General features: G+C 59.2%; 22 protein-coding genes. 15 read left to right on the top strand and 7 right to left on the bottom strand.

The genetic code is table 11. From position 1 onward, the window contains the following. Positions 1 to 166: 166 nt before the first annotated feature. Entirely contained in the window at positions 167 to 847 is a 681-nt protein-coding gene (gene inhA / locus EJ576_RS23845) for an isonitrile hydratase (protein WP_126571282.1), read from the bottom strand. A 90-nt stretch (positions 848 to 937) separates the two neighbouring features. Here inhA and EJ576_RS23840 point away from each other — a divergent pair, with 90 nt between their 5' ends. Then, a complete protein-coding gene (locus EJ576_RS23840) occupies positions 938 to 1942 on the top strand; it encodes a GlxA family transcriptional regulator (protein WP_122724106.1) in 1005 nt (334 codons plus the stop codon). Here EJ576_RS23840 and EJ576_RS23835 read toward each other — a convergent pair. The 4 genes from EJ576_RS23835 to EJ576_RS23820 all read right to left on the bottom strand — a co-directional run bounded on the left by EJ576_RS23835 (position 1876) and on the right by EJ576_RS23820 (position 6006). Continuing rightward, a complete protein-coding gene (locus EJ576_RS23835; RefSeq protein ID WP_126571281.1) occupies positions 1876 to 2790 on the bottom strand; it encodes an alpha/beta fold hydrolase in 915 nt (304 codons plus the stop codon). The genes EJ576_RS23840 and EJ576_RS23835 overlap by 67 nt on opposite strands. 74 nt (positions 2791 to 2864) lie before the next feature. Continuing rightward, positions 2865 to 3338 (bottom strand): isochorismatase family protein, encoded by a 474-nt coding sequence (locus EJ576_RS23830; protein ID WP_122724110.1) that lies wholly within the window; start codon positions 3336 to 3338, stop codon positions 2865 to 2867. 48 nt (positions 3339 to 3386) lie between these two features. Beyond that, the gene (locus EJ576_RS23825; RefSeq protein WP_123474266.1) at positions 3387 to 5213 is read right to left on the bottom strand and encodes a glycoside hydrolase family 15 protein; all 1827 of its coding nucleotides are present in this window, start codon (positions 5211 to 5213) and stop codon (positions 3387 to 3389) included. Continuing rightward, complete coding sequence (locus EJ576_RS23820) at positions 5206 to 6006, bottom strand: glucose 1-dehydrogenase (RefSeq protein WP_126571280.1); 801 nt, start codon at positions 6004 to 6006, stop codon at positions 5206 to 5208. The genes EJ576_RS23825 and EJ576_RS23820 overlap by 8 nt, the downstream gene beginning before the upstream one ends. Positions 6007 to 6259: 253 nt before the next feature. Here EJ576_RS23820 and EJ576_RS23815 point away from each other — a divergent pair, with 253 nt between their 5' ends. The 14 genes from EJ576_RS23815 to EJ576_RS23745 all read left to right on the top strand — a co-directional run bounded on the left by EJ576_RS23815 (position 6260) and on the right by EJ576_RS23745 (position 20803). Continuing rightward, on the top strand, positions 6260 to 6964 hold the full coding sequence (locus tag EJ576_RS23815) for an HAD family phosphatase (RefSeq protein ID WP_126571279.1): 705 nt from the start codon (positions 6260 to 6262) through the stop codon (positions 6962 to 6964). A gap of 17 nt (positions 6965 to 6981) precedes the next feature. After that, positions 6982 to 8205: a transaldolase family protein gene (locus EJ576_RS23810; protein WP_126571278.1), complete on the top strand. Its 1224-nt coding sequence runs from the start codon at positions 6982 to 6984 to the stop codon at positions 8203 to 8205. After that, complete coding sequence (locus EJ576_RS23805) at positions 8202 to 8930, top strand: sulfotransferase family protein (protein WP_126571277.1); 729 nt, start codon at positions 8202 to 8204, stop codon at positions 8928 to 8930. The genes EJ576_RS23810 and EJ576_RS23805 overlap by 4 nt, the downstream gene beginning before the upstream one ends. 10 nt (positions 8931 to 8940) lie before the next feature. Continuing rightward, a complete protein-coding gene (locus EJ576_RS23800; RefSeq protein ID WP_122724126.1) occupies positions 8941 to 9666 on the top strand; it encodes an SDR family oxidoreductase in 726 nt (241 codons plus the stop codon). Then, positions 9663 to 10799: a hypothetical protein gene (locus EJ576_RS23795; protein ID WP_028619546.1), complete on the top strand. Its 1137-nt coding sequence runs from the start codon at positions 9663 to 9665 to the stop codon at positions 10797 to 10799. The genes EJ576_RS23800 and EJ576_RS23795 overlap by 4 nt, the downstream gene beginning before the upstream one ends. A 7-nt stretch (positions 10800 to 10806) precedes the next feature. Next, positions 10807 to 11577, top strand: a complete 771-nt coding sequence (locus EJ576_RS23790) for a bifunctional 2-polyprenyl-6-hydroxyphenol methylase/3-demethylubiquinol 3-O-methyltransferase UbiG (protein WP_122684182.1) — start codon at positions 10807 to 10809, stop codon at positions 11575 to 11577. Positions 11578 to 11587: 10 nt separating this feature from the next. Continuing rightward, the gene (locus EJ576_RS23785) at positions 11588 to 12817 is read left to right on the top strand and encodes a nitrate/nitrite transporter (protein WP_126571276.1); all 1230 of its coding nucleotides are present in this window, start codon (positions 11588 to 11590) and stop codon (positions 12815 to 12817) included. Then, positions 12814 to 13416 carry an adenylyl-sulfate kinase gene (gene cysC, locus EJ576_RS23780; RefSeq protein WP_123474257.1) on the top strand — a complete coding sequence of 201 codons (603 nt, stop codon included), beginning with the start codon at positions 12814 to 12816 and terminating at the stop codon, positions 13414 to 13416. The genes EJ576_RS23785 and cysC overlap by 4 nt, the downstream gene beginning before the upstream one ends. Before the next feature lie 96 nt (positions 13417 to 13512). Continuing rightward, positions 13513 to 14157: a CGNR zinc finger domain-containing protein gene (locus EJ576_RS23775; protein WP_126571275.1), complete on the top strand. Its 645-nt coding sequence runs from the start codon at positions 13513 to 13515 to the stop codon at positions 14155 to 14157. A gap of 83 nt (positions 14158 to 14240) precedes the next feature. Then, a complete protein-coding gene (locus tag EJ576_RS23770; protein ID WP_123474256.1) occupies positions 14241 to 14741 on the top strand; it encodes a sigma-70 family RNA polymerase sigma factor in 501 nt (166 codons plus the stop codon). Positions 14742 to 14767: 26 nt separating this feature from the next. Continuing rightward, the gene (locus EJ576_RS23765; protein WP_126571274.1) at positions 14768 to 15721 is read left to right on the top strand and encodes a FecR family protein; all 954 of its coding nucleotides are present in this window, start codon (positions 14768 to 14770) and stop codon (positions 15719 to 15721) included. A gap of 97 nt (positions 15722 to 15818) precedes the next feature. Further along, entirely contained in the window at positions 15819 to 18224 is a 2406-nt protein-coding gene (locus tag EJ576_RS23760; protein ID WP_126571273.1) for a TonB-dependent receptor, read from the top strand. 224 nt (positions 18225 to 18448) lie between these two features. Further along, positions 18449 to 19258, top strand: a complete 810-nt coding sequence (locus EJ576_RS30090) for a hypothetical protein (protein WP_256656645.1) — start codon at positions 18449 to 18451, stop codon at positions 19256 to 19258. A gap of 651 nt (positions 19259 to 19909) precedes the next feature. Continuing rightward, complete coding sequence (locus EJ576_RS23745; protein ID WP_240037306.1) at positions 19910 to 20803, top strand: hypothetical protein; 894 nt, start codon at positions 19910 to 19912, stop codon at positions 20801 to 20803. 58 nt (positions 20804 to 20861) lie between these two features. On the opposite strand, the gene EJ576_RS23740 is transcribed toward EJ576_RS23745, so the two are convergent. Both EJ576_RS23740 and EJ576_RS23735 read right to left on the bottom strand, forming a co-directional pair. Further along, positions 20862 to 22013: an MFS transporter gene (locus tag EJ576_RS23740; RefSeq protein WP_028619555.1), complete on the bottom strand. Its 1152-nt coding sequence runs from the start codon at positions 22011 to 22013 to the stop codon at positions 20862 to 20864. Positions 22014 to 22282: 269 nt separating this feature from the next. Beyond that, positions 22283 to 22945 (bottom strand): carboxymuconolactone decarboxylase family protein, encoded by a 663-nt coding sequence (locus EJ576_RS23735; RefSeq protein WP_123474252.1) that lies wholly within the window; start codon positions 22943 to 22945, stop codon positions 22283 to 22285. Positions 22946 to 23005 lie beyond the last annotated feature (60 nt).

Raw genomic sequence — 23005 nt, 5'->3', positions numbered from 1 at the left:
GCGAGGTGCCGAGTGTTGGGGCAAGAGCGTTTTGCTTACTTTTGCGCTTTTCAAAAGTGAGCCGCCGTAAGGGCGGAACCAATATCAGCCGTTACCCAAATAACGGATATGTCCCCCAACCAGACCCAAACATCGCTTTTGCAGTATCCACAGGAGCTATGCCGAATCACCCCAACCGAGCCGCCGCCCGCGCAACGATCTCCCCACGCACCCTGCGCGATTCAGCCGTGCGCTTGTTGGCTTCCTCCAACACATGCTTGGGCGCCGTGTCCGGACGCCCGGAATCAAACGGCGGTGCCGGCGCATATTCAATCTGCAATTGCACCAGTTGCGCCGCCGCTTCGCTGTACAACTCGGCAGCCAACGTCAGCGCAAAGTCGATACCGGCAGTGATGCCACCACCGGTCAGCAGGTTGCCGTCACGCACCACGCGTTCCTGCACTGCAATTGCACCGAGCGGGGCGAGCAGGTCGTGGTAGGCCCAGTGTGTGGTCGCCTTGCGCCCGCGCAACAAACCGGCGGCGCCGAGCACCAGCGAGCCGGTGCACACCGACGTCACATAGCGGGCGGTCTGAGCTTGGACCTTGAGGAAGTCCAGGGTCTGCAGGTCTTCCATCAACGCGCCAACACCGGAGCCGCCAGGCACGCAAATCACATCCAGGCGCGGGCAGTCGGCATAGGTCATGGTCGGTGTGAACACCAGGCCAGTGCTGGAAGTGATCGGTTCCAGGTCTTTCCACACCAAGTGCAACTGCACATCCGGCAGCGAACCCAGTACGTCATAAGGACCGGTGAGGTCCAGTTGCTGGATACCGGGGAACAATACAAAGCCAATCTGCAGGGTCATTAATAGCGCTCCGTCAAAGGGGTGGACGGCTTCACTCTAGAGGCCTAGGCTTTGGCGAATACGCCATTGATCCCACGAATCGCGCCAATCATGTCCAGAATCGTCCATGTCCTCGCTTTCGATAACGCCCAGGTGCTTGATGTCACCGGACCGTTGCAGGTGTTCGCCTCCACCAATGACCTGGCGCGTCAGCGCGGCCTGCCGTTGCCTTACGCCGTGTCGGTGATTGCTGCCCAAGCGGAGCCGGTGATGACGTCGGCTGGCTTGGCACTGCTGGCCGAGCCGCTGCCCGCCGTCGATGCGCCGTGCGATACGTTGGTGATTGCCGGCGGCTGGGGCGTATACGGCGCCGCCGAAGATCCGGCGCTGGTGGAGTGGGTGCGCGAGAAAGCCCGTCACACCCGGCGCATGACGTCAGTGTGTACCGGCGCGTTCCTGCTCGCCGCCAGTGGCATGCTCGATGGCTGTCGCGTGGCCACCCATTGGACACGTTGCGAAGAATTGGCGCGCAAATTCCCGGCGTTGACGGTGGAGTCCAACCCGATCTTCATCCAGCAAGGCGCCGTATGGACGTCCGCCGGCGTCACTGCTGGCATCGACCTGTGTCTGGCGCTGGTGGAAGAAGACCTGGGCCGCGCTGTGGCCCTGGAAGTGGCGCGGCACCTGGTGGTGTTCCTCAAGCGCCCCGGCGGCCAGTCCCAATTCAGCGTGACCCTGTCCCTGCAAAAAGACGACAGCCGCTTCGCCGAACTTCACGCCTGGATCGCCGAAAACCTCACCCTGGACCTGAACATCGCCACCCTGGCCGCCCAAGCCGGCATGAGCGAACGCAGCTTTGTACGCCACTACCGCGCCGAAACCGGTCAGACCCCGGCACGTGCCGTCGAATTGATCCGCGTCGAAACCGCGCGTCGGCAATTGGCTGACAGCGCGGCGTCGATCAAACGCATCGCCGTGCAGTGTGGTTTTGGCTGTGAAGAAACCCTGCGCCGCAGCTTCCTTCGCGCCTTGTCGGTGACGCCCCAGGCTTACCGCGAACGCTTTTCGCCCAGCAACTCCAGCAGCGCATCCAGCGTGGCTTGCGGTGCTTCCTGAGGGATATTGTGACCCACGCCGGGCAGCACCTGACGCCGGTAAAACCCGCTGAAATGCTCGACATCATCATCCACTTCAGGCGGTGGCCCCACCCCATCATCGGCGCCGCACAGCGAAATGCTCGGCACCGAGATCGGCGGCTGCAAAGCCAGCGCCTGCTCGATGGCTTCCAACGTCGGGTCGCCGGGCGCATACATGAAGCGGTGGCGATAGGAGTGAATCACCACCTCGACAAAATCCGGGTTATCGAACGACGGCGCGGTCTGCTCATACAGCCCCGGCCCCTCGGCCCACGACGGCGACCATAACGACCACAGCAACTTGCACAGTTCGCCACGGTTGGCGGTCAAGCCGTCCACGCCGCGCTGGGTGTGAAAGTAGAACTGATACCACAAGCGATGCTCCGTCATTGGCGCCCTGGGCTTCAGTGACTTGGCGATGTCCTGGATGTTGTAGCCATCGCCGGTCACCAACCCGCGCACGCGCTGCGGCCACAACGCCGCGACGATACACGCGGCTCGCCCACCCCAGTCGTACCCGGCGAGGGTGGCTTGCGGGATCGCCAGCGCATCCATGAAATCCAGTAGGTCCTTGGCCAATGCGGCCTGCTGTCCGGAACGCATCACCTGCTCGTTGATAAACCGCGTCGGGCCGTAACCGCGCAGGTACGGCACCAGTACCCGGTAGCCACGCTCGGCCAGTACCGGCGCAATCGCGTCATAGCCGCGCGGGTCATAGGGAAAACCGTGTAGCAGGATCACCGGCTCACCGTCGAGGGGACCGTGGGCTTCGTAGGCGATATCGAGCATGGGCGTGCGTGCGTACAGCAGCGGGGTGGCGATCGTCATCGGAGGCTCCTGTTAGATGCTGGAACTCTAGCCCAAAGGTGTGACGCAATGGCGTGCAGATAAACGCAGTGGTGTTACTTGTCTAGACTCAGCTCGGTGCTGTGCAGCACATGCTTGAAATGATGCCGCCACAGATCCACCCCCAACTGCCCCGACCGGTCCAGCGACGAACCTACCGTGAGGTCGCTGATCAAGGTCGGCTGCAACCCCGCGTCGAACAGCGCGAACCCCGCCGCCAGCACGCAGGTGTCGGTCTGGATACCACACACCAGTACACGTTGTGGCGCGAGGCTTTTCAGGTAGGAAACGGTCTCGGGGGTTGGCGCATAGCCGTGTTTGATAAAGATGCGATCAGCGGCCACCAGGCTTTGGTCGTTCGGCGCCGGTTGCCAGCCGAGTTGCCGGGCGAAGGGCGTGACGCTCTCGTCGTGGCGCTCCACGGTGGCGACTGACGGCATGCGCCCCAGCAGGGTGTTGATGCCGTCCACCAGCCACGTGGGCGGGTTGAAGGAAGGTTGCACGTCGATGATCAGCAGTACCTGGCGCATGGCGTTCCTGTCCGTGGTCGAGTGGCCGCCCATTGTGCACAGGCCACTTCAGGGTTGCCAGGTGGTTTTCTCCCCGCTGAGCTTGCGATCCAGGAACGTCGCCGCGCTGATCAACGCCAGGTGGCTCAAGGCCTGGGGTGTATTGCCCAGGTGGCGGGCCTGGGTGTCGAACTCTTCGGCGTACAGGCCCAGCGGGTTGGCGTAGCGCAGCAGTTGCTCGAATTCCAGGTGGGCCTTTTCAACTTGCCCGGCGCGGGCCAGGCATTCGACGTACCAGAACGAGCAGGCCGCAAACGCGCCTTCGGTGCCTTGCAGACCGTCGATCTGGCTGTCGTCGTTACGATAGCGGTAGACCATGCCGTCGCGCACCAGGCTTTTCTGGATGGCTTCCAGGGTCGAGAGCCAGCGTGGATCGGTGGCCGCGACAAACCTCACCAACGGCATCAATAACATCGAACCGTCGAGCGCGGTGGTGCCGGTATGCTGCACGAAATGCCCGCGCTCTTCGTTCCAGAAATTGCTCCAGATGTCGGCGTAGATCGCCTGGCGGGTCTGGTCCCAGCGTGCAAACGGCGCCGGCAACGAGCGCTTGGAGGCCAGGCGGATGGCGCGGTCCAGCGCTACCCAGCACATGAGTCGTGAGTGCAGGAAGTGATGCTGCTCGCCGCGCATTTCCCAGATGCCCACGTCTTTAGTGTTCCAGATTTCACAGACCTGGTCGGCAACTTCTACTGTATGTTTCCAGCCCTCATGGGAGATGGCTTCACCGTACTTGTTGACCAGATACACCGCGTCCATCAGCTCGCCATAAATGTCCAGCTGGATCTGGTCAAACGCCTCGTTGCCGATGCGCACCGGTTTGGCGCCGCCGTGGCCTTGGAAGTGCTCAAGCTCGGCCTCGGGTAATTCCTGGCGACCGTCGATGCCATACAAAATGTTGATCTTGGTCGGCTGGTCGCAGCAGTCGCTCACGCGGCCTTTGAGCCAGCGCATATAAGCGTTGGCTTCCTCGACAAACCCCAGGCGCATGAAGGCATACACGGTGAACGATGCGTCGCGGATCCAGGTGTAGCGATAGTCCCAGTTGCGTTCGCCGCCGGGGGTTTCCGGCAGGCCGAAGGTGGCGGCGGCGATGATCGCGCCGTGTTTACGCGAGGTCAGCAGTTTGAGCGCCAGGGCCGAACGGTTGACCATTTCGCGCCAGCGTCCACGGTAGTTCGATTGCGCGATCCAGCCGCGCCAGAACTTCAAGGTATGGGCCAGCGCCAGGTCCGTACAGCTGCTGTCCACCCGTTCATCCTCTTGGCCGCCGAGGACGAATTCGGCACCTTCTTCCTGGCCCAGGGTAAAGCTGGCCACGGCGGCGCCGTCTTTGATCTGCAAGGGGTGGCTGCCGGACAAACGCAGGCCGGGTTGGCCTTCGGCGCTGAAGCACACCGTGCCGTTGTCAAGGGTGGCTTGGGTGAGCGTGCGCGCGTAGTCATGGCGCACCGCACAGCGCAGATGAATATCGGCCTTGCCGCTGACCACACGTACGCGGCGGATCAGCAGCGGCAGGTCATCGATTTCTTCGCTGATAGCCAGCAGGTCGGTGATCTCTACTACGGCCTCATCGCTGAGCCAGCGGGTTTGCAGCACATTGGTGTCGGGCAGGTAGATCTGTTCGCGGCGCGCGTTGGGCAGGTCCGGGGTGAGCTGGAAAATGCCGGCATCGGGGCTGTCCAGCAGCGAGCAGAAGATCGACGGGCTGTCGAACTCCGGCCAGCAGAAGAAGTCGATGCTGCCTTTATCGTTCACCAATGCGGCACTGCGCATATCGCCGATGATGCCGTGGGCATCGATGGCGCTTTGTTGTTCGTTCTTCAAATCAACCATTGCCACGGAACTCCGGATAAAGGCTCATGCCGCCATCAATAAAGAGTGTGCTGCCTACTACATAGTCGGATGCATCACTGGCCAGCCACACGACGGCGTTGGCCACATCTTCCACATTACCTACGCGACCGTAGGGAATCAGCTTGAGCAACTCCTGTTCCGCCGCGCCTTCGGTGGCCGCCCGATTGATCGCCGTACGGATCGCCCCCGGCGCAATCCCGTTGATGCGGATGCGCTGTTCACTGACTTCCTGGGCGAGGGTGCGCATCAGCATTTCCACACCGCCTTTGGAAGCCGCGTAGTTCACATGCCCGGCCCACGGGATCAGTTGGTGCACCGAACTCATGTGGATGATTTTGCCCGCCGCCCGCGATACGCCTTCGCGGATGCCCTGGCGGTTGAAGATGCGCACTGCCGCGCGGGCACACAGGAACTGGCCGGTAAGGTTGACGCCGATCACCGCATTCCAGTCATCCAGGCTCATGTCCACCAGGTTGGCGTCCTTCTGCATCCCGGAGTTGGCCACCAGGATGTCCAGGTGGCCGAAGGCATCGAGGGTCTGGGCAAAAAGCCTTTCCACCTCTTCTTCTTTAGAAACGTTGGCGCCGATGGCAATCGCCCGGCCGCCCTCGGCATTGATCTGCTCTGCCAGTGCCTCGGCCGGTGCGGCCTGGCTGTTGTAGTTCAGCACCACGGCTGCTCCGGCTTGCGCCAGAGCCTTGGCCGCGCCCGCGCCGATTCCGGAACTGGCACCGGTCACCAGCGCCACTTGTTGCTCCAACGAGATACGCATTGCTCACCGACCTTAAATTCGTGAGTTCAAGTAGCTGACTGATCGCGCGCAAGGGAAGTTCACCCGTGTGAAATTAGCGACTACAACCATCGTGAAAAATGGAATAACAGAACTATAAAAAATAACCATAAGATACTAAAAAACCGCTCAAAAGCGTTTGACAGGCTTTTTCGCCCCGTGTCTTATAGGCACACATCAACCCGCTCCGTTGGTAGTTCGGAAGTCATCGCGGGGCCACCTATAAGAGATTTCTATGTGCCTTTCGGCCGATATAGGGGAACTACCAGTTCAGGTAAAAGCAGCGGCCTTAGTTGGCGTGCCTAAGTTAGTTATCTTCGATTGCGACGGTGTGCTCGTCCAAAGTGAAGAAATAACCCTGTCTGTATTGATCTCCATGCTTAATGCCCTTGTTCAGGGCGACCCGCTGCTTGATGTCACCTGTTTTACCGAGCGCTTCCGTGGGCGGAAGATTGCCGAATGTTTGCGCGAGGCTGAACAGATATTAAATATCAGTTTGGATACAGAGTTTGAACAGCACTTTCGCGAGCGGGCGTTGCAAGCACTGACACTCAGTTTGAAAGCCTCGGATGGGGTGCTGGAAGTATTGCAAAAGTTGGAAGTTCCTTATTGCGTAGCCTCAAGTGCACCCCGCAACAAGATAGAGCATTGCTTACGCCTGGCTGGGCTGTTTTCTTATTTTAAAGGGCGAATATTCAGTTGTTACGAGTTGGGTAGTTGGAAGCCTGATCCCCTGGTATTTCTGACGGCCTGCCGAACTTACCGCATTGACGTGAGTGATGCGCTGGTGGTGGAAGACAGTGTGACGGGTATCCAGGCTGCTGTAGCGGCCAATATAAAAGTGTTGGGCTTTGGTCCCGCGCATCGGCATGCGCAATTGGCCGCGGCCGGAGCATTGCCGATTGCTGACATGCGTGAAGTATTGACCATTTTTAATTGACTCAGGGAGGAGGCGTCGTGAACACACTTGGTTACCCGGAACGGCTCAAACGCAACGATCAATCTTCAGAAGTGTGGTGGGATTCATCGCCTGCCGTATACCTACCGTATAAAAAACACCTGCTGGAAAAATACCCGGCCGCTGTGACTTATATAGAAGCGTTGATGCCGGATGAATTCTCCCAGCCCTGGGGCTTGTGCAGTGTGACCACCAACCCTCGGTTAGTGACGGCCGTCATCCTCGAAAAGCGCGAGTATTGGTCCTCACGTTTCAACGTGGGCAAGCTGTCTCCCAGGGAGTTGCGCAAGCAGTTGTACAACGCAGTCATCGTCGAAGGGGCCGCCACGCTCAAGCCGCGTTGGATTCAGTCGGCGCAGGCCGAAGGGTGGATTTCCGCCCAGGTCGACCCGGTTGACGTGCGCTGCACTGAGCGCATGAGCGCCCGGGGATTGGAACTGCAGCGCCTGGCGCCGAACGTGATGGTCAAGGTGCCGGGTAGCCTGGAAGGGCTGGTAACGGTTGAACACCTGGTGGCCCAGGGCGGCTCGGTGAATATCACGTTCTGCTTCACGGTTGCGCAATTCCAGGCCGGTCTCCAGGCCATCGAGCGCGGTAGGGCGACTGCCCGCAGCAATGGTATCGACACTGCGCGCTGCAAGTACGTCATTACGTTCATGATCGGGCGTTTCGCCTGCCAGCCCGAGTTTACGCTGCAGGCCGCCGAGCGTGGTCTGGCTTTGAGTGCCGAGGAACTGCGCTGGGCTGAGTTGATGATCTACGAGCAGATCCAAGCGCTGGTGGCGGCCTCGAAGACGCCGGTCAAGACCCTGCTGTCCAGCATAAAGGTCGATGTGGACGAGCGTGGCAACAAACATTGCTGGCACCTGGAGAAGACCGGGCATACGGCGACCTGCTACACGCTGACACCGGAGGTGGTGGAGTTCCTGATCGAGCGCGAAAGCCATGGCAAACCCGTCGTGCCCGCGCTGGAACCTCAGAAACCGCCGGCGTCGACCTTCGCAAAGCTGATCCGCATTCCGTATTTCTACGAAGCCTACTTTGTCGACAGCATCGAACCCTACGACTTCGGTAACCATGAAGCCTTTATCAACGCCTGCAATGAAGCCAACAGCGCGCATCGGCGCCTGGCGGATTACTGCGTTCGGCTCTGCCCAGTGACGACGCCGTTCAAGCGTGCGCTCAACGCGTTGCTCGCCGCTGAATTCGGGGTGATCGCATGAACAGGATGATCGGGTTGTGGGCACATCCACGTTCGCGCTCCACGGTGCTCGAACGTGTGTTTATCGAGCGGGGCGATTTCGAGGTCTTCCATGAGCCGTTTGCGCATATGGCGTTTTCCGAGGACTCGGCGATTCCCTCGGATGAGTGGGATCACAGTTTGCCCACCACTTACCCAGGCATAAAAGAGCATCTGCTTAATGTCCGTGAGCGTGCGAACGTTTTTCATAAAGACATGTGTTATCACTGTTTGGATGACTTGAAAGTGGATGTTGGCTTTCTCGCGCAACAGGACAATATCTTTCTTATTCGTGAACCCGCCAGCAGCATTATTTCCCATCATCGGGTGCATCCCGATATGCCGTTACAGGCTATTGGGCATAAAGCGCTATACGACATATTTTGCGTGGTCACCAAGCTGACCGGCAAAGTGCCTTATGTGATCAATGCGGATGACCTGGCCGCAGAGCCGGAACGGGTGATCCGTAAACTCTGTGATCATTTGAATATAGAGTTTATGCCACATGCGATGACGTGGAAGCGTGAGTGCCCACAACAATGGAAAACGTGGCGACGTTGGCATGTCGACGCGGAAAACAGTGAGCGGATTGTTTCTCCAGATACTCCGCACGTTGATATCAAAGCATTTGATCAATATCCGAATTTAAAGGCGATGTACGAATATCACCGTACGTTTTACGCGCGCATGAATGAATTTTGCCAATAGGGATTGTTGCATGAAGAAGTTGATTATTACCGGAGCGGCCAACGGGATTGGCCGGGCCACTGTGGAGCTGGCGATTCTACAGGGCTATTTTGTTATCGGCGCGGACAAGGATGCCGAGGGCTTGAAAGTACTGCAAGGTCTCTATGGCGCTGATGTGTTCGAGGCGCACATTGCCGACTTTTCGGATATGACCGTTATCAAGGGGTTCATTCCACGACTCTATGAGCGCCATGCAAGTATTTATGGTTTGGTGAATAACGCCGGTATTTATCACGGTAAAAGTGTCTATGCCTACTCCGATGAGCAGATAGACGAGATCCTCACCGTCAACCTCAAGGCGCTGGTCTATCTCTCCAAAGACTTCGCCGAACGGGAAATGCCGCACGAAGCCCCGCGCAGCATCGTCAACATCGCTTCGGTGGCCGGTGAAGTGGGCAGTTGCGACGCGCTCTACGGCGCCACGAAGGCGGCGGTGATCGGCCTGAGCAAGGCCAACGCCTGGAACTTCGCGCCGTTCGTGCGGGTAAATGTGGTGTCCCCGGCGCTGATCCATGAAACCGCCATCTACGGCACCATCCCCGAATACCGACGTGCTGAGTACGCCCGCCAGGAAGTCCTCAAGGACCCCATCCTGCCTGGTGGCGTGGCTGAGGTTATCTTGCTGTTGTTGGGCGATGCGATGCGTCACATCACCGGAAGGGTCATCCCGGTCGACAACGGAGCCTACCCGCGATGAGTCTTCCGGTGCGCAAGAAAAAGCTGTTGCTGGTGGGCGCCGGCAACCTGTGCTTGCAGATACTCAAGATTCTGGGGCCGAAAAACGCGTTCGACTTTGTGGTGCTGGGGCGCAATGAAGAAGCCACGATCCGCTTGTGCAATCTGGTGGCGTTGTCGTGTGCGCAGTTGGGCCAGTTTATCGACATTAAGCCCGTCGTTGCCGACCTGACGGATGTCGGCAAGGTCACGCAGCTGCTGCGTGAAGAAGCCCCGGATATGCTGGTGAACTGTGCGTCGCTGCAGTCATGGCGGGTGATCACCGGGCTGCCCAAGCTGTCGTTCGAAAAGCTCGACCAGGCCCAGTTCGGCCCCTGGCTGCCCATGCACCTGACGTTGATGCATTGCCTGATGCAGGCGGTGAAAGCCTCCGGCATCAGCACCAAAACTGTGAACGCGGCGTTCCCCGATGCGGTCAACCCGATCCTGGCGCGCATCGGCCTGGCGCCGGACATTGGCGTTGGTAATGTGGCCAACCTGATTCCGGCTGTGCGTTTTTCCATTGCACGGTTGCTCGAATGTGCACCCGCTGATGTGCACGTGCAGCTGTATGCCCAGCATTACTTCAGCCACTACGTGCCGCGCGGTGGTTTACCGCCGCGTGCCAATTACCGCTTGTTGTATGAAGTGCGCGATCGACCGGAAGTGGGGCGCCTGCCGGCCGAGGCGATTTTCTCGACGGTGAAATCCGAGTTCCGTCGCCTGGGCGGGGTGGATGGGCAGTTCCTCACCGCGTGCTCTGCGGTCACGGTCATCGAAGGGCTGTTTTCGCCCGTGCCGGTCCTGGTGCATGCGCCGGGGCCTCTTGGGCTTCCGGGCGGGTATCCGGTGTGGCTGCACGATGGGCGGATCCAGGTGCAGTTCTCCAACGCGTGCCCACAGGACGAGGCGGTGCGCATCAATAGCATCTGCCAAAGCCAGGATGGCATTGATGAAATCCATTGCGATGGTTCGGTCACTTACAACCCGCAGTGCATGGCCGTCATGCAATCGATGCTGGGGTATTCCAAGAACACCATGGCCATCGAGCAGTCCGCCGAATTTGCCCGCGAGCTGGCGAGCAAATACCTGTCCTTCAAGAATTCAACCTGGTAGGTGTGTGATGAATCAAGTTTTCAGAAACAAGCACAGCGAAGTTGCCAGTTATGCCACGCAGTACTCTCCGGATTTCGTCGAGCGTTGGGATGAGTTGATCGATTGGAATAAACGCAAGGCCGGGGAGGACGGGTTCTTCGAAAACCTGCTGCGTAGCCACGGTGTGCACTCGGTGATCGACGTGTCGACGGGCAGCGGTTTCCATGCCGTCCAGCTTAAGCAGGCGGGCTTCGAAGTGGTGGCCACGGACGGCAGTAGCACCATGTTGACCAAGGCGCGGGCGAACTTTCGCAAGCATGGCCTGGACATTCAGTCTCATTACCGAGACTGGCATTCACTGGACTCCCAGGAGCTTGGCCAGTTCGATGCTGTGGTGTGCCTGGGCAGCTCGTTGTGTCATGTCTTTGCCGCCCACGATCGGTTGCGGGTGCTGGCGAAATTCCGCTCCTTGCTCAAGCCGGGTGGCTTGCTGATTGTGGATCAGCGTAATTTTTTCGCCATTCGTGCCGGCAAGTACAAGGCCAGCGGAAATTACTATTACTGCGGTACGAATGCGTCGGTCAGTCTGGGGGAGGTCAATGAGCGTCTGTGTGAGTTCATCTATTCCTTTGATAACGCAGAACAGTACCGGTTGCAGGTCTATCCCCTGTTGCCGGGTGAATTGAAGGGGGAAGTGCTCAAGTCCGGGTTCACTCACCATGAGAGTTACGGCGACTTCGAGCGTGACTACGACATGATGAATTGTGATTTCGTCATCCACACGGCGCGCGCCGAATAAGGAGGGCTTGATGAGCACACTCGTACAGAGCAATGCCCGGCCCTTGGACAGCGTCGTATTGGCGGTGGTCCTTACCGGGTTCGTGGCCAGCACTTATGGCTTTGGCGTCTACCTGTTCGCCAACCTGGTGGTGGACATGCGCCGCGACATCGGTTTCGACTACACCACGGTGGGCCTGATCACCGGCGGCGCGCAGATTGGTTTCCTGCTGTTTTCATCGGTTACAAGCTATATAAGCCGGTTTTTCGAGGGCTGGAAGATCAGCCTGGTATCTACGGTGATGACGTCCCTGGCACTGCTGGGGTTGAGCGTCAGTCACAGCATCTGGTTGTCGGGGGCGTTGTTGATCCTGCTCGGTGGCTGTTCCGCCTCGGTGTACATCCCGTTGGCGGAGATCGTCACCAAAGGCTTCAGCCCGGGAAATCGCTCCCGCGTCATGGGGCTGATTTCCAGCGGCACCAGCTACGGCGTATTCATCAACGGTTTGCTGGTGTCGTTCCTGACATTGAATGGTGGCTGGCGCTCGATCTGGCTCACCGCGGGCCTGATCTCGGTGGTCCTGTGCGTGGTGGCCTGGTTTCTGTTACGCAACCTCGCCGCGAGCCAGGACACCGGGTTTTCCGGGGAGCGCGCCACCGCCTTCGACAGTCGGCAGCCCTGGCTCAGTCGTTCGTTATACCTGACCTGGGCCATCGCCTTTCTCAATGGCATGGCGTTGCTGCCGTTCCAGACTTACCTGGCGCCGTTCCTGCGTGATGAGTTGGGCGTGTCGGTACAGGACGCCGGGTTTATCTGGACCACCATCGGTGCGGTGGGCATGGCGTCGGGCTTCCTGGTGGGGTGGATTGCCGACAAGGTGGGCGTACGTGCGTCGTTGGCGATGTGTTTCCTGAGCGCGGGACTGGCTGCCGCCTTGGTGTTCAGTTTCAACAGCCTGCCGTTGTTCTACTTGGCGGCGTTTCTGTTTGCGCTGGCGTTTTATCCTATCTTCGGGCTGGTCCCCAGTTACATCGGGCAAATCGTGCCGGTCAGCCGCCTGACCCAGGCCTTCGGTATTGCCAACGTGCTGATCGGCTTGGGCGGTGTGTGCGGTAATTTCCTGGGCGGGTTCTCCAAGGATTTGACCGGGTCCTTCTCGACGGTCTACTGGGTGGTGGCACTGTTGCTGTTCGTGCAATGCGTGATGGTGTTCCTGTTGGGTAAACAGCCTGTTTCGGTCAAGGAGAGCGAGCAGCCATGAGTTATTTTCCAGACACGCCGCACCGCAACCTGCACGCGTTTGCGTTCAGTCACCGCGCTGGCATGAAACACAACCCCGTGGTCATCTGGATGACCGGGCTCTCCGCGTCCGGCAAGTCGACCATTGCCGATGCGTTGGACAATGCCCTGCAGGAACAGGGCCGGATCACTGCGATTATCGACGGCGACTCGGTACGTGGCGGGCTGTGCCGAGACCTGGGTTTTACCGACAGCGACCGCGACGAGAATATCCGGCGTGTCGCCGAGGTGGCGCGGCTGATGCTGGAGGCGGGGCTGATCGTGATCGTGGCGCTGATTTCACCCTCGTCGGCGAGCCGACACTACGCGCGCTCGATCATCGGCAATGAGTGCTTTGTTGAAGTGCATGTGGACGCGCCGTTGGAAACCGCCGAGCAACGTGATCCAAAGGGCCTCTATAAAAAAGCCCGAGCGGGCTTGATCAAGAACTTTACCGGTATCGACTCCAATTACGATGTACCGGTATTTCCGGAAGTGCACTTGGACACCCAGGCGCTTTCAGTGGAACAGTCGGTTGCGACGATTCTTGATTGGCTTGCGCATAACGACGTTCGCACTTAGCCGTCTGTCTTTGCGCGGGGATGACACGCTTTGCACGCTGAAAAAACAAGGTAATCTGCGCCATCGCAGGGAGAACGCGTTTTTTCAGGAGTAGGCATGACACATTTCACGGGCACTGCAAAATCGATCCGTCTGATTGGTGGAGCCCGTGTATTGGACTTCATCAATACCACCAATGGGCGTCGCCCTGGCACTTCGCTCAAGGTCATAGAGGAGCGACTCACCAGCTTTCAGTTCTTCTTCGAGTGGGCATTGCATGCGTCGTTGATCTCGGCCCGAGAGTTTGACGACTACAAGCCGATGGTATTTGCGTCATCCATGGCCTACCAGCCGGACCTGGACGCGATCATTGCATTCAGGGAGTGCCTGTACGCGGTGTTTTATCCCTTGTCGTTACAGGGGGCCGCGCCCGATGACGCTTTGCAGCATATAAACCAGATGTTCCAGCAAGGCGTTGCCTGGCGGGTGCTCCGTTCCGTGGAGGGCAAACCTGCCTGGACGTGGAAGCCCTGCACCACGGCGCAGGAGTTGACGGCCATGGTGCTCGGGCGCTTGGCCATCGAGGCCACGCAGTTACTGGTCTCTGGTGATCTGCACGCATTGCGCATTTGCGGCGCAGCTGACTGCGATTGGGTGTTCTTCGATAGCTCCAAGAACAAGCAGCGCAAATGGTGCCAGATGAGCGTGTGCGGCAGCCGCGAAAAGCTCAGCCGACTCAAGCAGGTGACCAGCACCCATTAGTTTGAGGTCATCCGGCGGGTAGCAATTGCCCCACTTAATAGGAAGCATTACTATTCACGCCCCGCCTCCCCAGTGCACCCGCGATGATCCCTCAGCCGCCCCGCAGAACAGGCTTTTTCGAACATTACGAAGAGTTGATCGGAACCTGGACGCGCCGCCTGAGAAACCGTCAGCAGGCCGAAGATCTGGCCCATGACACCTTTTTGCGGGTGCTGGAGTCAACTTCCTCCGAGGTTGAGCAACCGCGCGCCTATCTGCATCAGACTGCGCGCAATATCGCAGTGGATGCCTATCGACGCGAAGACCGTCGCGGGGCCATCACGCTGGAAGCCTTTGATCAGCGCTCGCCCCACAGCGGCGACCCGGAGCATTTCATGCACGCGATCCAGTTGGCGGACTCAATCGAGCGGGCCTTGGCTGAGCTGCCACTCAACTGCCGCAAGATTTTCATCTGGCAGAAGATCGAAGGCCTGACGCAGCAGGAAATCGCCGGACGCCTGGGGCTGTCTAAAAACATGGTGGAAAAGTATATGATCCGCACCCTGCGGCATCTGCGCGACCGCCTGGACGCGATGGCGCCATGACTGCCCGCTTTGAAACAGGATCTTCCATGATGGATAACCGTGCCCGAGACGAAGCCGCGCAATGGTTTGTGCGCCTGCAAGACGCCGAATTGAGCGCTGCCGATCGCCAACGCTTTGATGCATGGTGCAACGAGCATCCCGATCACCAGTATGAATTCGATGTGTTGCAAGGCCTGTGGAGCGCCACCGACTTGCTACCCAAGGCGCGTTTGCGGGCGTTGTGTGAGACCCCGGTGGAGCGGCCCAAGCGCCGCGCCGTGTTGCGTTATGCGGTCGCCGCCAGTGTGGTCACCGTCGCTCTGGGTTTGGGCCTGTTCAGCGGGCTTGATCATCCCAAACCCTACAGTGCCGAGTTCAGCACGCGCCTGGGTGAACATCGCCAGGTGGCCTTGCCCGACGGTTCGGTGATGGACCTCAACAGCCGCAGCGTGGTCGCGGTGCATTTTGAAAAAGGCCGGCGTGGCGTGGAACTCAAGCAGGGCGAGGCGATGTTCAGCGTCGAGCATGACGCCAGTCGACCCTTTGTGGTGGCCGCCGGGGCAGGGCAGGTGACGGTAACCGGCACGCGCTTTGATGTGCGTCGTGATGAAGACCAGACTCGCGTGATGGTCGATGCCGGGACCGTGAAGGTGCAAGGGCATTCAGCGGACAAGGTGGTGACGCTGACGGCAGGCCTGGGTACCCACGTCGACAACAAAGGGTCGGTGGCCGCGGCCTACGCCGTGAACACCGAAGAATTGACCGCCTGGCGCACGGGCAAGCTGGTCTTCAACAACGCTTCGCTGGGCGAAGTGGCGCGCGAGGTTTCGCGCTATCGCGAGCAACCGCTGCGGGTTAGTACGCCTGCGGTGGGTAGCCTGCGCCTGACCAGCGTGTTCAAGGCCAACGACACCGACGCCTTGCTCAAGGCCTTGCCGCATATACTGCCGGTGGCCTTGCGTACCTTGCCGGACGGCAGCCAGGAAATTATTTCACGCTGACATTCAGGTTTTTTTCGAGTTCTTCGTCTTCTCCTGCAACTGCAACTGGTTTGCATTAACAGCCGCATACTCTTGCGATCACAGGACTAGGTTCGACGTGAAAAAACTCGCCGTTAACAACAATAAAATCTCCCGCTGGGCGCCGCTGGCCCTGGCGCTCGCGGTCAGTGCCGCGCTCCCAGCGGCCTATGCGGCCGACGCCATTCATATCCAGGCCCAGCCCCTCGGCGCGGCGCTGAGCCAGTTGGGCCAGCAGACTTCCCTGCAAGTGTTCTTCAGCCCCGAGCTGGTCGCGGGCAAGCAGGCGCCGGCAGTAGACGGCAACCTTTCCCCTGAACAAGCCCTGCGCCAATTGCTGCAAGGCAGCGGCCTGGACTACCAGATCGACGCCGGTTCCGTCACCTTGCGCCCGCTGAACAGCGGCACCGGTGAAGCCGGCTCACCCCTCGAGCTGGGCGCCACCGACATCAAGGTGGTCGGCGACTGGCTCGGCGATGCCAACGCTGAAGTCGTGCAGAACCATCCCGGCGCCCGCACGGTGATTCGCCGCGAAGCCATGGCAGAGCAGGGCGCAATGAACGTCGGCGACGTGTTGCGTCGTGTGCCAGGCGTGCAGGTGCAGGAATCCAACGGCACCGGCGGCAGTGATATTTCCCTCAACGTCGGCGTACGTGGTCTGACGTCGCGCCTGTCGCCGCGATCTACCGTTCTGATCGACGGCGTGCCAGCCGCATTTGCACCTTATGGCCAGCCGCAATTGTCGATGGCGCCGATTTCAGCGGGTAACCTGGACAGCATCGACGTGGTGCGCGGTGCCGGTTCCGTGCGTTACGGGCCACAAAACGTCGGCGGCGTGATCAACTTCGTGACCCGTGCCATTCCCGAGAAATTCTCCGGCGAAGTCGGCACCACCCTGCAAACCTCCGCCCACGGCGGCTGGAAGCACGTGGACAACGCTTTTATCGGCGGCACCGCCGACAACGGTATCGGCGCCGCTTTGCTGTACTCCGGGGTCAATGGCAACGGTTACCGCAACAGCAACAATTCCAACGACATCGACGACGTGATCTTCAAGACCCACTGGGCGCCGACCGATCAAGACGACTTCTCGCTGAACTTCCACTACTACGACGCCAGCGCCGACATGCCCGGCGGCCTGACCCAGAAGCAGTTCGATGCCAACCCGTACCAATCGGTGCGTGACTGGGACAACTTCAGCGGTCGCCGCAAGGACGTGTCCTTCAAGTACATCCGCCAGATCGACGACCGCACTCAGGCCGAAGTGCTGACTTACTATTCCGACAGTTTCCGCGGTAGCAACATCGCCAACCGCGACCTCAAGACGATCGGCTCTTACCCGCGCACCTACTACACCTTTGGCATCGAGCCGCGGGTGTCCCATGTGTTCGACGTGGGCCCGAGTACCCAGGAAGTCAGCCTGGGCTATCGCTACCTCAAGGAAGGCATGCATGAGCAGGCCACCAGCCTGAACCTGGTCAACAATGTGCCGACGCCGGGTGGGCAGAGCGATGGTCACGTCTACCAGGACCGCACCGGGGGGACCGAGGCCAACGCGTTCTATATCGATAACAAAGTCGATATCGGCAAGTGGACCATTACGCCCGGTATCCGCTTCGAGGACATCCGTACCGAATGGCACGACCGCCCGGTGGTTGCCTTGAACGGCACGCGTACCCAGGAAAAACGCCGTGAAGTCCACAACAACGAACCGCTGCCGGCCTTGAGCGTGATGTACCACGTCTCCGACGCCTGGAAACTGTTCGCCAACTACGAGACTTCGTTTGGCAGCCTGCAATACTTCCAACTGGGCCAGGGCGGCACAGGCGATCAGACTGCCAATGGCCTGAACCCGGAAAAGGCCAAGACCTACGAAGTGGGTACGCGTTACAACGACAATGTGTGGGGCGGCGAACTGACGTTCTTCTACATCGACTTCTCGGATGAGCTGCAATACGTCAGTAACGACGTGGGCTGGACCAACCTCGGTGCGACCAAGCACACCGGCATCGAAGCCTCGGCCCATTACGACTTGTCGAACCTGGACCCACGCCTGGATGGCCTGACTGCGAATGCCGGCTTCACCTACACCAAGGCCACCTCGGAGGGCGACGTACCGTTCAAGGGCCGTGACCTGCCGTTGTATTCACGTGAAGTGGCCACCTTGGGCCTGCGCTACGACGTCAACCGCTGGACCCATAACCTGGATGTGTACGCCCAGTCCGGCCAGCGCGCACCAGGCACGACAAGCACCTACGTCACTCAGGGCACAGCTGACGGTCAGTACGGTGATATCCCCGGTTACGTCTCAGTCAACGTGCGCAGCGGTTATGACTTTGGCGAGCAATTGTCCAACCTGAAGCTGGGTGTGGGCGTAAAAAATGTCTTCGATCAACAGCACTACACCCGTTCCAGCGACAACAATGCCGGGTTGTACCTGGGCGAGCCGCGTACGTTCTTCGTACAGGCCAGCGTCGGGTTCTGATTGAAAAAGCGCCGCTCTTCCTGATCAAGGAGAGCGGCAAGTCCTGCCGATAGAGTGGGTTGTCTCTCACTCGTCCAGATGCTCTTCCTACTTCAATTCTGGAAAATTTCAGCGCTCTCAGGAACCGGCTCCTACCGTTCTGCCACTCAGCAAATGCCTGCCTTCGCTGGCTTCCTTGGCGATTCAAGGTCAGGCACTTGAATACACCGAACTGGAGAACTGGAATGTCGGTATCAGCATACAATCAGAGCGTCGCTCCTAATTTTGATAGCACATCCCCCGGAGCGGAAAAACCCAGTAACGAACGGTCTGCCACCGCAACACGTGCTCAGGTCTCGGCAGGCATCCATTTCACCTCGCATTCCAGTCATTGCGGCCCGATATTCGGCGGCCCACCGCCGCGCCCACTCCCAGAAAATGTGTGCCCGAACCCCGGCCCACCTCCGCGTCCGACCCCGGTATTGCCGGACCCTCATTATTCAAAGCAGAGCAACGAGCAATTGGCCCAGGCGCTTTTAAACAATTATGACGCGTTCAGGGGGCGCTGGCCTTCGCGCTCCGTCACGCAACAGAGTTTGGAAAAAATGGCCAATCGACCGTTGACCGGTAACCCTTCAACGGACGCGAATATTCGGCTGGCGAACGAACTGCTGCGTCGTCCTGGGCTGCTGCAATCGCTCGATCGAAATGGCAGCACCGGTGGACTGGACGGGCGTTTGTCCAAGGACGATATCAGGAGCTTTATTCAGTCAGACAACCCGTTGAAATCGAAAGACGACAAGCAAATCGTTCAGGAAATGCTGAACCATTTCAATGAATTGAAAGGTGGATTCTTCAGCGGCACGATCAAGCTTCGTGACCTCCATGCGCTTGCGATGCGACCGTTGACCGGCAATCCACGCAGCGATCATCTCATCCAGTTGGCGCAGGAGGTCATGGCGCGTTCGAACCTGATGTCGGCTATGGACAACGTTCACAGTTGGCAGCGCGATGGGAAGATCTCTCGACAGGAATTGTACGCACTGCTTCGTTAGACCTGGGGCCCCCTGCGCTGCACTACGCGGCAGGGGGCCGCAAGCGCTTGGCGCAGCCATACCCTCCAATCAGGTGGAGCTGGTTGCAAAGAGCTACCACCAAGAAAATATCCACCGGCCATTGAATGCCGATGGGGGCCTTCATCTACCGGATTAGGTCTGGACCATGAACTCGACAACATTTGAATCCCGATACTCTCAGTACAACGCCCCGAACTTGGCTGCACTTGCACAAGAGGTAAAAAATCCAAGAGAGCCAAAGGGGCTCAACCTCACATCCTCGCCGAAGTTCAGCTTCAAGGCGCCCACCGCCGAAGATTTTGACAAAGGTTCTCGGGTGTTGACGGAGGAGTCGGCGCCCAGTTCTGTGATTTCCATATTAGCCAGTTTTTGGAGCAAGTTGTCCCGGCGCTAGATGTCGTTGTTTTTGAACAGTGGGATTTTCCAGGGTAGAGATGCGCGGCAGGGGATCTGGTTACAAGCGCTTAACATTCCCTGGGGCATATCCAGTGTTTTGGATGACTGTCTTCGGAACCGTTGTTTTCTGGGGACCACTCAATAGCTGCTTGTGCCATCTTGATTTCGAGGCCTTTTCGAAGATCAGGCAATCAAGGCCCAGGCTACGAAATCTAGATAGGGTGGAGGTGAATCATGATTAGTCGTTTCAATAATCTGAGATATACGCAAACTGGGCCAACGGGGAGCGGTCAGTCTCGCTTTGAGGTCGATGCGCGTGCGCTGGGTAAGCCGCTGCCGGCGGCGCAGCCATTCAACACCCGTTTCGCGAACGGCGCCGACCGACACTTCGACGGCCAGAATATGTATGGAGGCATGACAAAAGTTGGCAACCCCTTCGTCAGCTCGGACGACCATCTGCTGGCGACCGACTTGAAGAACAACCTGCCATTGCTGGACGCCTTCAAGAAAGATGGCCGGCTGACCCAGGACTCCTTACAAGAGATAGCCAAAGAGGAACCCAGCAGCAGCAAGGTCTCAGAGCGCACCATTATGTTGGCGCGAGAGATACTCAACCGGCCCCGATTGAACGATGCGATTATTGCCAAGGGTGGCGAAATCACTCATGACAGCCTGACCAAGGCTGGCGACGCACAGATCGGCAATACCAACCCCAATACACAAAGCGCGGACCCGTTCCATGCGAAAACCGACGCTCAGGTCGTCCAGGCATTCAGAGGCATGTTTGATGATTTCAGGGATAAGTCCGAAGACCGCACATTCTTTTTCGAAAAACACCGGTACGTCAAAAAAGACACAATCATCGAGATCAGCAAGGATCCGAACCAGACTGATAAGAAAGGCGAGCCTTTACGCGATGTGCGCACCGGGTTTCCCTTGAAAAAGTACAGCGAACAACAGGTCTACCTGGCCAAGAATCTGATGGAACGACCAGGATTGATAGCCTCTCTGGACAGTCATAAAGCCAACGGCTACAACATCTTCGGCAGTCATAACGACGATGGCTGGTTGAAGAACTACAGCATTGACCGCTGGCTGGAGAACGACAAGGCAGAGAAGGGGAAGTAAGGTATGCAGGCGCGCATCAGCGGCTTGAAAGCCTCAAGCCGACGATGCCGCCCTACGTTCAGACCCGCAAGACTTTTCCACTGACAGCCACTGCCACAAGTAACCCTCCAATTAACAGGAAGGCGGTGGCCAGGCTGCTGCCATGGGCGATGAACCCGATTACCGCCGGCCCAGCCAATATCCCTGCATAGCCCAGGGTGGTGATGGCCGGCACGGCGATATGTTCTGGCATGACGGTCTGCTTGCCAACAGCGGTATAGAGTACCGGGACGATATTGGAGCAACCGGCGCCTATCAATGCATAACCCAGCAAGGCCATTTCCCAGGCCGGAGACAATGTGGCAAGGAATGTACCGGCCGCCGCCAGTGCGCCACCGGCTACGATCACCCGCGTAGCGCCCAGTCGGCGCACGATGGCATCGCCGGTCAATCGCCCGGCCGTCATGGTCAAGGCAAAGGCCGCGTAACCCAAACCCGCATAGGCTTCGTCCACGCCGCGTTCGGCACTGAGGAACACTGCGCTCCAGTCGAGTACCGCACCCTCGGCCAGGAACACGATAAAACACAGGCAACCGATGAACAGCACCACGCCGTGGGGCACGGCAAACGCCGGGCCCGAACTCTCGCTGCCGTAGGGCAGCAAGTGCGGCGCGGCCTTGAGCAGTGCCGCCAGCGTGATAACGATCACTACCAGGGTCGCCTGCAGTGGCGACAGTCCTAGCCCCAGTAACGCCGAAACGCCCGCCGCACCGACAATCCCACCCAGGCTGAACAGCCCGTGAAAGCCCGACATCATGGTCTTGCCGCTGGCTCTCTCGACGATCACCGCCTGCAGGTTGACCGTGGAGTCCACGGTGCCGAGGCCGGCGCCGAACAGGAACAGCCCCGCCATCAATAACGGAATTGAGCTGACCGTCGCCAGCATCGGCAATGCCAGGCAGATCATGATCGTCCCGGCGCTGAGCACGCGACGGCAGCCAAAACGCGATGCCAACGCACCGGCGGCCGGCATGGCAATGATCGAGCCGACACCCAGGCACAGCAACAACAGGCCCAGTGTGCCTTCGCTCAAATCGGCACGGGCCTTGGCATAGGGCACCAGCGGCGCCCAGGCTGCGATGCCGAAGCCGGCAATGAAGAAAGCGATACGGGTCGACATTTGCTCCAGCCGTCCGGGAACCACGGGCGCTGAGGTGGGGATGGCAGTCATGAAAAATCCTTGGTTTTGCGTTCTACGAACGATGTCCGGCGTGACATCCTTGCACATCAGGCCGTGGCACGCGAGCCGGGTTCCCTTGGGATTGCGGCGGTCGGGAATTTTATTTTTACACATCTGGAACGTCCGTACGGCGCGCCGCCACACAAGCAGTATCGAGTGTGTAGGAGGCGGTCTGGAAGGTGCGTAATCCCTGTGGGGGCTTTTGAACCCCAGGGTTCTCGCGGTGGATTACCACCTTCCAGGCCGCCTTCGGCACCTGGTCAGGCAGACGTTGGCCCATAGACCTTGACCTCAACCACCTCGGCGCCCACCACACGCACCAGTAGCATCCCTCTGGGGTGGGTTTCCTTACCCTTGTAACTCTCGATCACCACCCTATCCGCCGCTGTGGCGTGCAGTGACAGGCGGCGAGGATTGCGCAGGAGTTTGCGGACCTCGGCGTCCACCGGGAAGGAAGGCTGGCCCCTGCGTACACTGGCGCAAAAAGCCATGACGATTGCGCGTGGTGCCGGTGGCGGAGGAGAAGGCAGGCCCGCGCTGGCGAACAGTTGGTTGAGTTGATCGGCCGTCGCCACCGCGCGGGGGAACCCTGTGAAAGCTGACGCAACCAGTAGCAGTTCGGTCAGTTCACCCGGCGCAAGGCCCTCTGCGAGACTGGTCTTGAAGTGCACGCTCAGCGGCGGCCCAACCATGCCCGCTGCCACAATCGCGGCAAAGATCGCGGCCTCTTGCAAGCGTGGGTCAAGGCCGGGGCGGCTATGCAGATAGCCGTACACCACGCCTACCGCCAACTCACCGAGGGCGGGTGCCGTATGGAACAGCGCATCCAACCGTGCACCGCCATCCGGCACCAATTCGATAAATGTCTTGCGGCCTTCTCGGTATAAGGCTTCAACGGGACTGTGTGGGGTGATTGTCTTCATGCTTGCATCCTCTAGCGTGAGAGGACGGCGTTTGCTCGACTGCGCACGGACTTCGGCCTG

Source organism: Pseudomonas sp. C 49-2, assembly GCF_003970195.1.
Taxonomy (GTDB): Bacteria; Pseudomonadota; Gammaproteobacteria; order Pseudomonadales; family Pseudomonadaceae; genus Aquipseudomonas; species Aquipseudomonas canadensis.
This window is presented reverse-complemented; position numbering and strand designations above follow the sequence as displayed.

Excerpts from the sequence above, each read along its gene's own strand:
- EJ576_RS23835 (WP_126571281.1), bottom strand. The coding sequence starts at position 2,790 with ATGACGATCGCCACCCCGCTGCTGTACGCACGCACGCCCATGCTCGAT.
- EJ576_RS23775 (WP_126571275.1), top strand. The coding sequence starts at position 13,513 with ATGACACATTTCACGGGCACTGCAAAATCGATCCGTCTGATTGGTGGA.
- EJ576_RS23740 (WP_028619555.1), bottom strand. The coding sequence starts at position 22,013 with ATGACTGCCATCCCCACCTCAGCGCCCGTGGTTCCCGGACGGCTGGAG.
- EJ576_RS23820 (WP_126571280.1), bottom strand. The coding sequence starts at position 6,006 with ATGCGTATCTCGTTGGAGCAACAAGTGGCGCTGGTGACCGGTGCCAGT.
- EJ576_RS23800 (WP_122724126.1), top strand. The coding sequence starts at position 8,941 with ATGAAGAAGTTGATTATTACCGGAGCGGCCAACGGGATTGGCCGGGCC.
- EJ576_RS23815 (WP_126571279.1), top strand. The coding sequence starts at position 6,260 with ATGTGCCTTTCGGCCGATATAGGGGAACTACCAGTTCAGGTAAAAGCA.
- EJ576_RS23745 (WP_240037306.1), top strand. The coding sequence starts at position 19,910 with ATGATTAGTCGTTTCAATAATCTGAGATATACGCAAACTGGGCCAACG.
- EJ576_RS23805 (WP_126571277.1), top strand. The coding sequence starts at position 8,202 with ATGAACAGGATGATCGGGTTGTGGGCACATCCACGTTCGCGCTCCACG.
- EJ576_RS23795 (WP_028619546.1), top strand. The coding sequence starts at position 9,663 with ATGAGTCTTCCGGTGCGCAAGAAAAAGCTGTTGCTGGTGGGCGCCGGC.
- EJ576_RS30090 (WP_256656645.1), top strand. The coding sequence starts at position 18,449 with ATGTCGGTATCAGCATACAATCAGAGCGTCGCTCCTAATTTTGATAGC.
- EJ576_RS23735 (WP_123474252.1), bottom strand. The coding sequence starts at position 22,945 with ATGAAGACAATCACCCCACACAGTCCCGTTGAAGCCTTATACCGAGAA.
- EJ576_RS23790 (WP_122684182.1), top strand. The coding sequence starts at position 10,807 with ATGAATCAAGTTTTCAGAAACAAGCACAGCGAAGTTGCCAGTTATGCC.
- EJ576_RS23765 (WP_126571274.1), top strand. The coding sequence starts at position 14,768 with ATGATGGATAACCGTGCCCGAGACGAAGCCGCGCAATGGTTTGTGCGC.
- cysC (WP_123474257.1), top strand. The coding sequence starts at position 12,814 with ATGAGTTATTTTCCAGACACGCCGCACCGCAACCTGCACGCGTTTGCG.
- EJ576_RS23785 (WP_126571276.1), top strand. The coding sequence starts at position 11,588 with ATGAGCACACTCGTACAGAGCAATGCCCGGCCCTTGGACAGCGTCGTA.
- EJ576_RS23825 (WP_123474266.1), bottom strand. The coding sequence starts at position 5,213 with ATGGTTGATTTGAAGAACGAACAACAAAGCGCCATCGATGCCCACGGC.
- EJ576_RS23830 (WP_122724110.1), bottom strand. The coding sequence starts at position 3,338 with ATGCGCCAGGTACTGCTGATCATCGACGTGCAACCTTCCTTCAACCCG.
- EJ576_RS23770 (WP_123474256.1), top strand. The coding sequence starts at position 14,241 with ATGATCCCTCAGCCGCCCCGCAGAACAGGCTTTTTCGAACATTACGAA.
- EJ576_RS23840 (WP_122724106.1), top strand. The coding sequence starts at position 938 with ATGTCCAGAATCGTCCATGTCCTCGCTTTCGATAACGCCCAGGTGCTT.
- inhA (WP_126571282.1), bottom strand. The coding sequence starts at position 847 with ATGACCCTGCAGATTGGCTTTGTATTGTTCCCCGGTATCCAGCAACTG.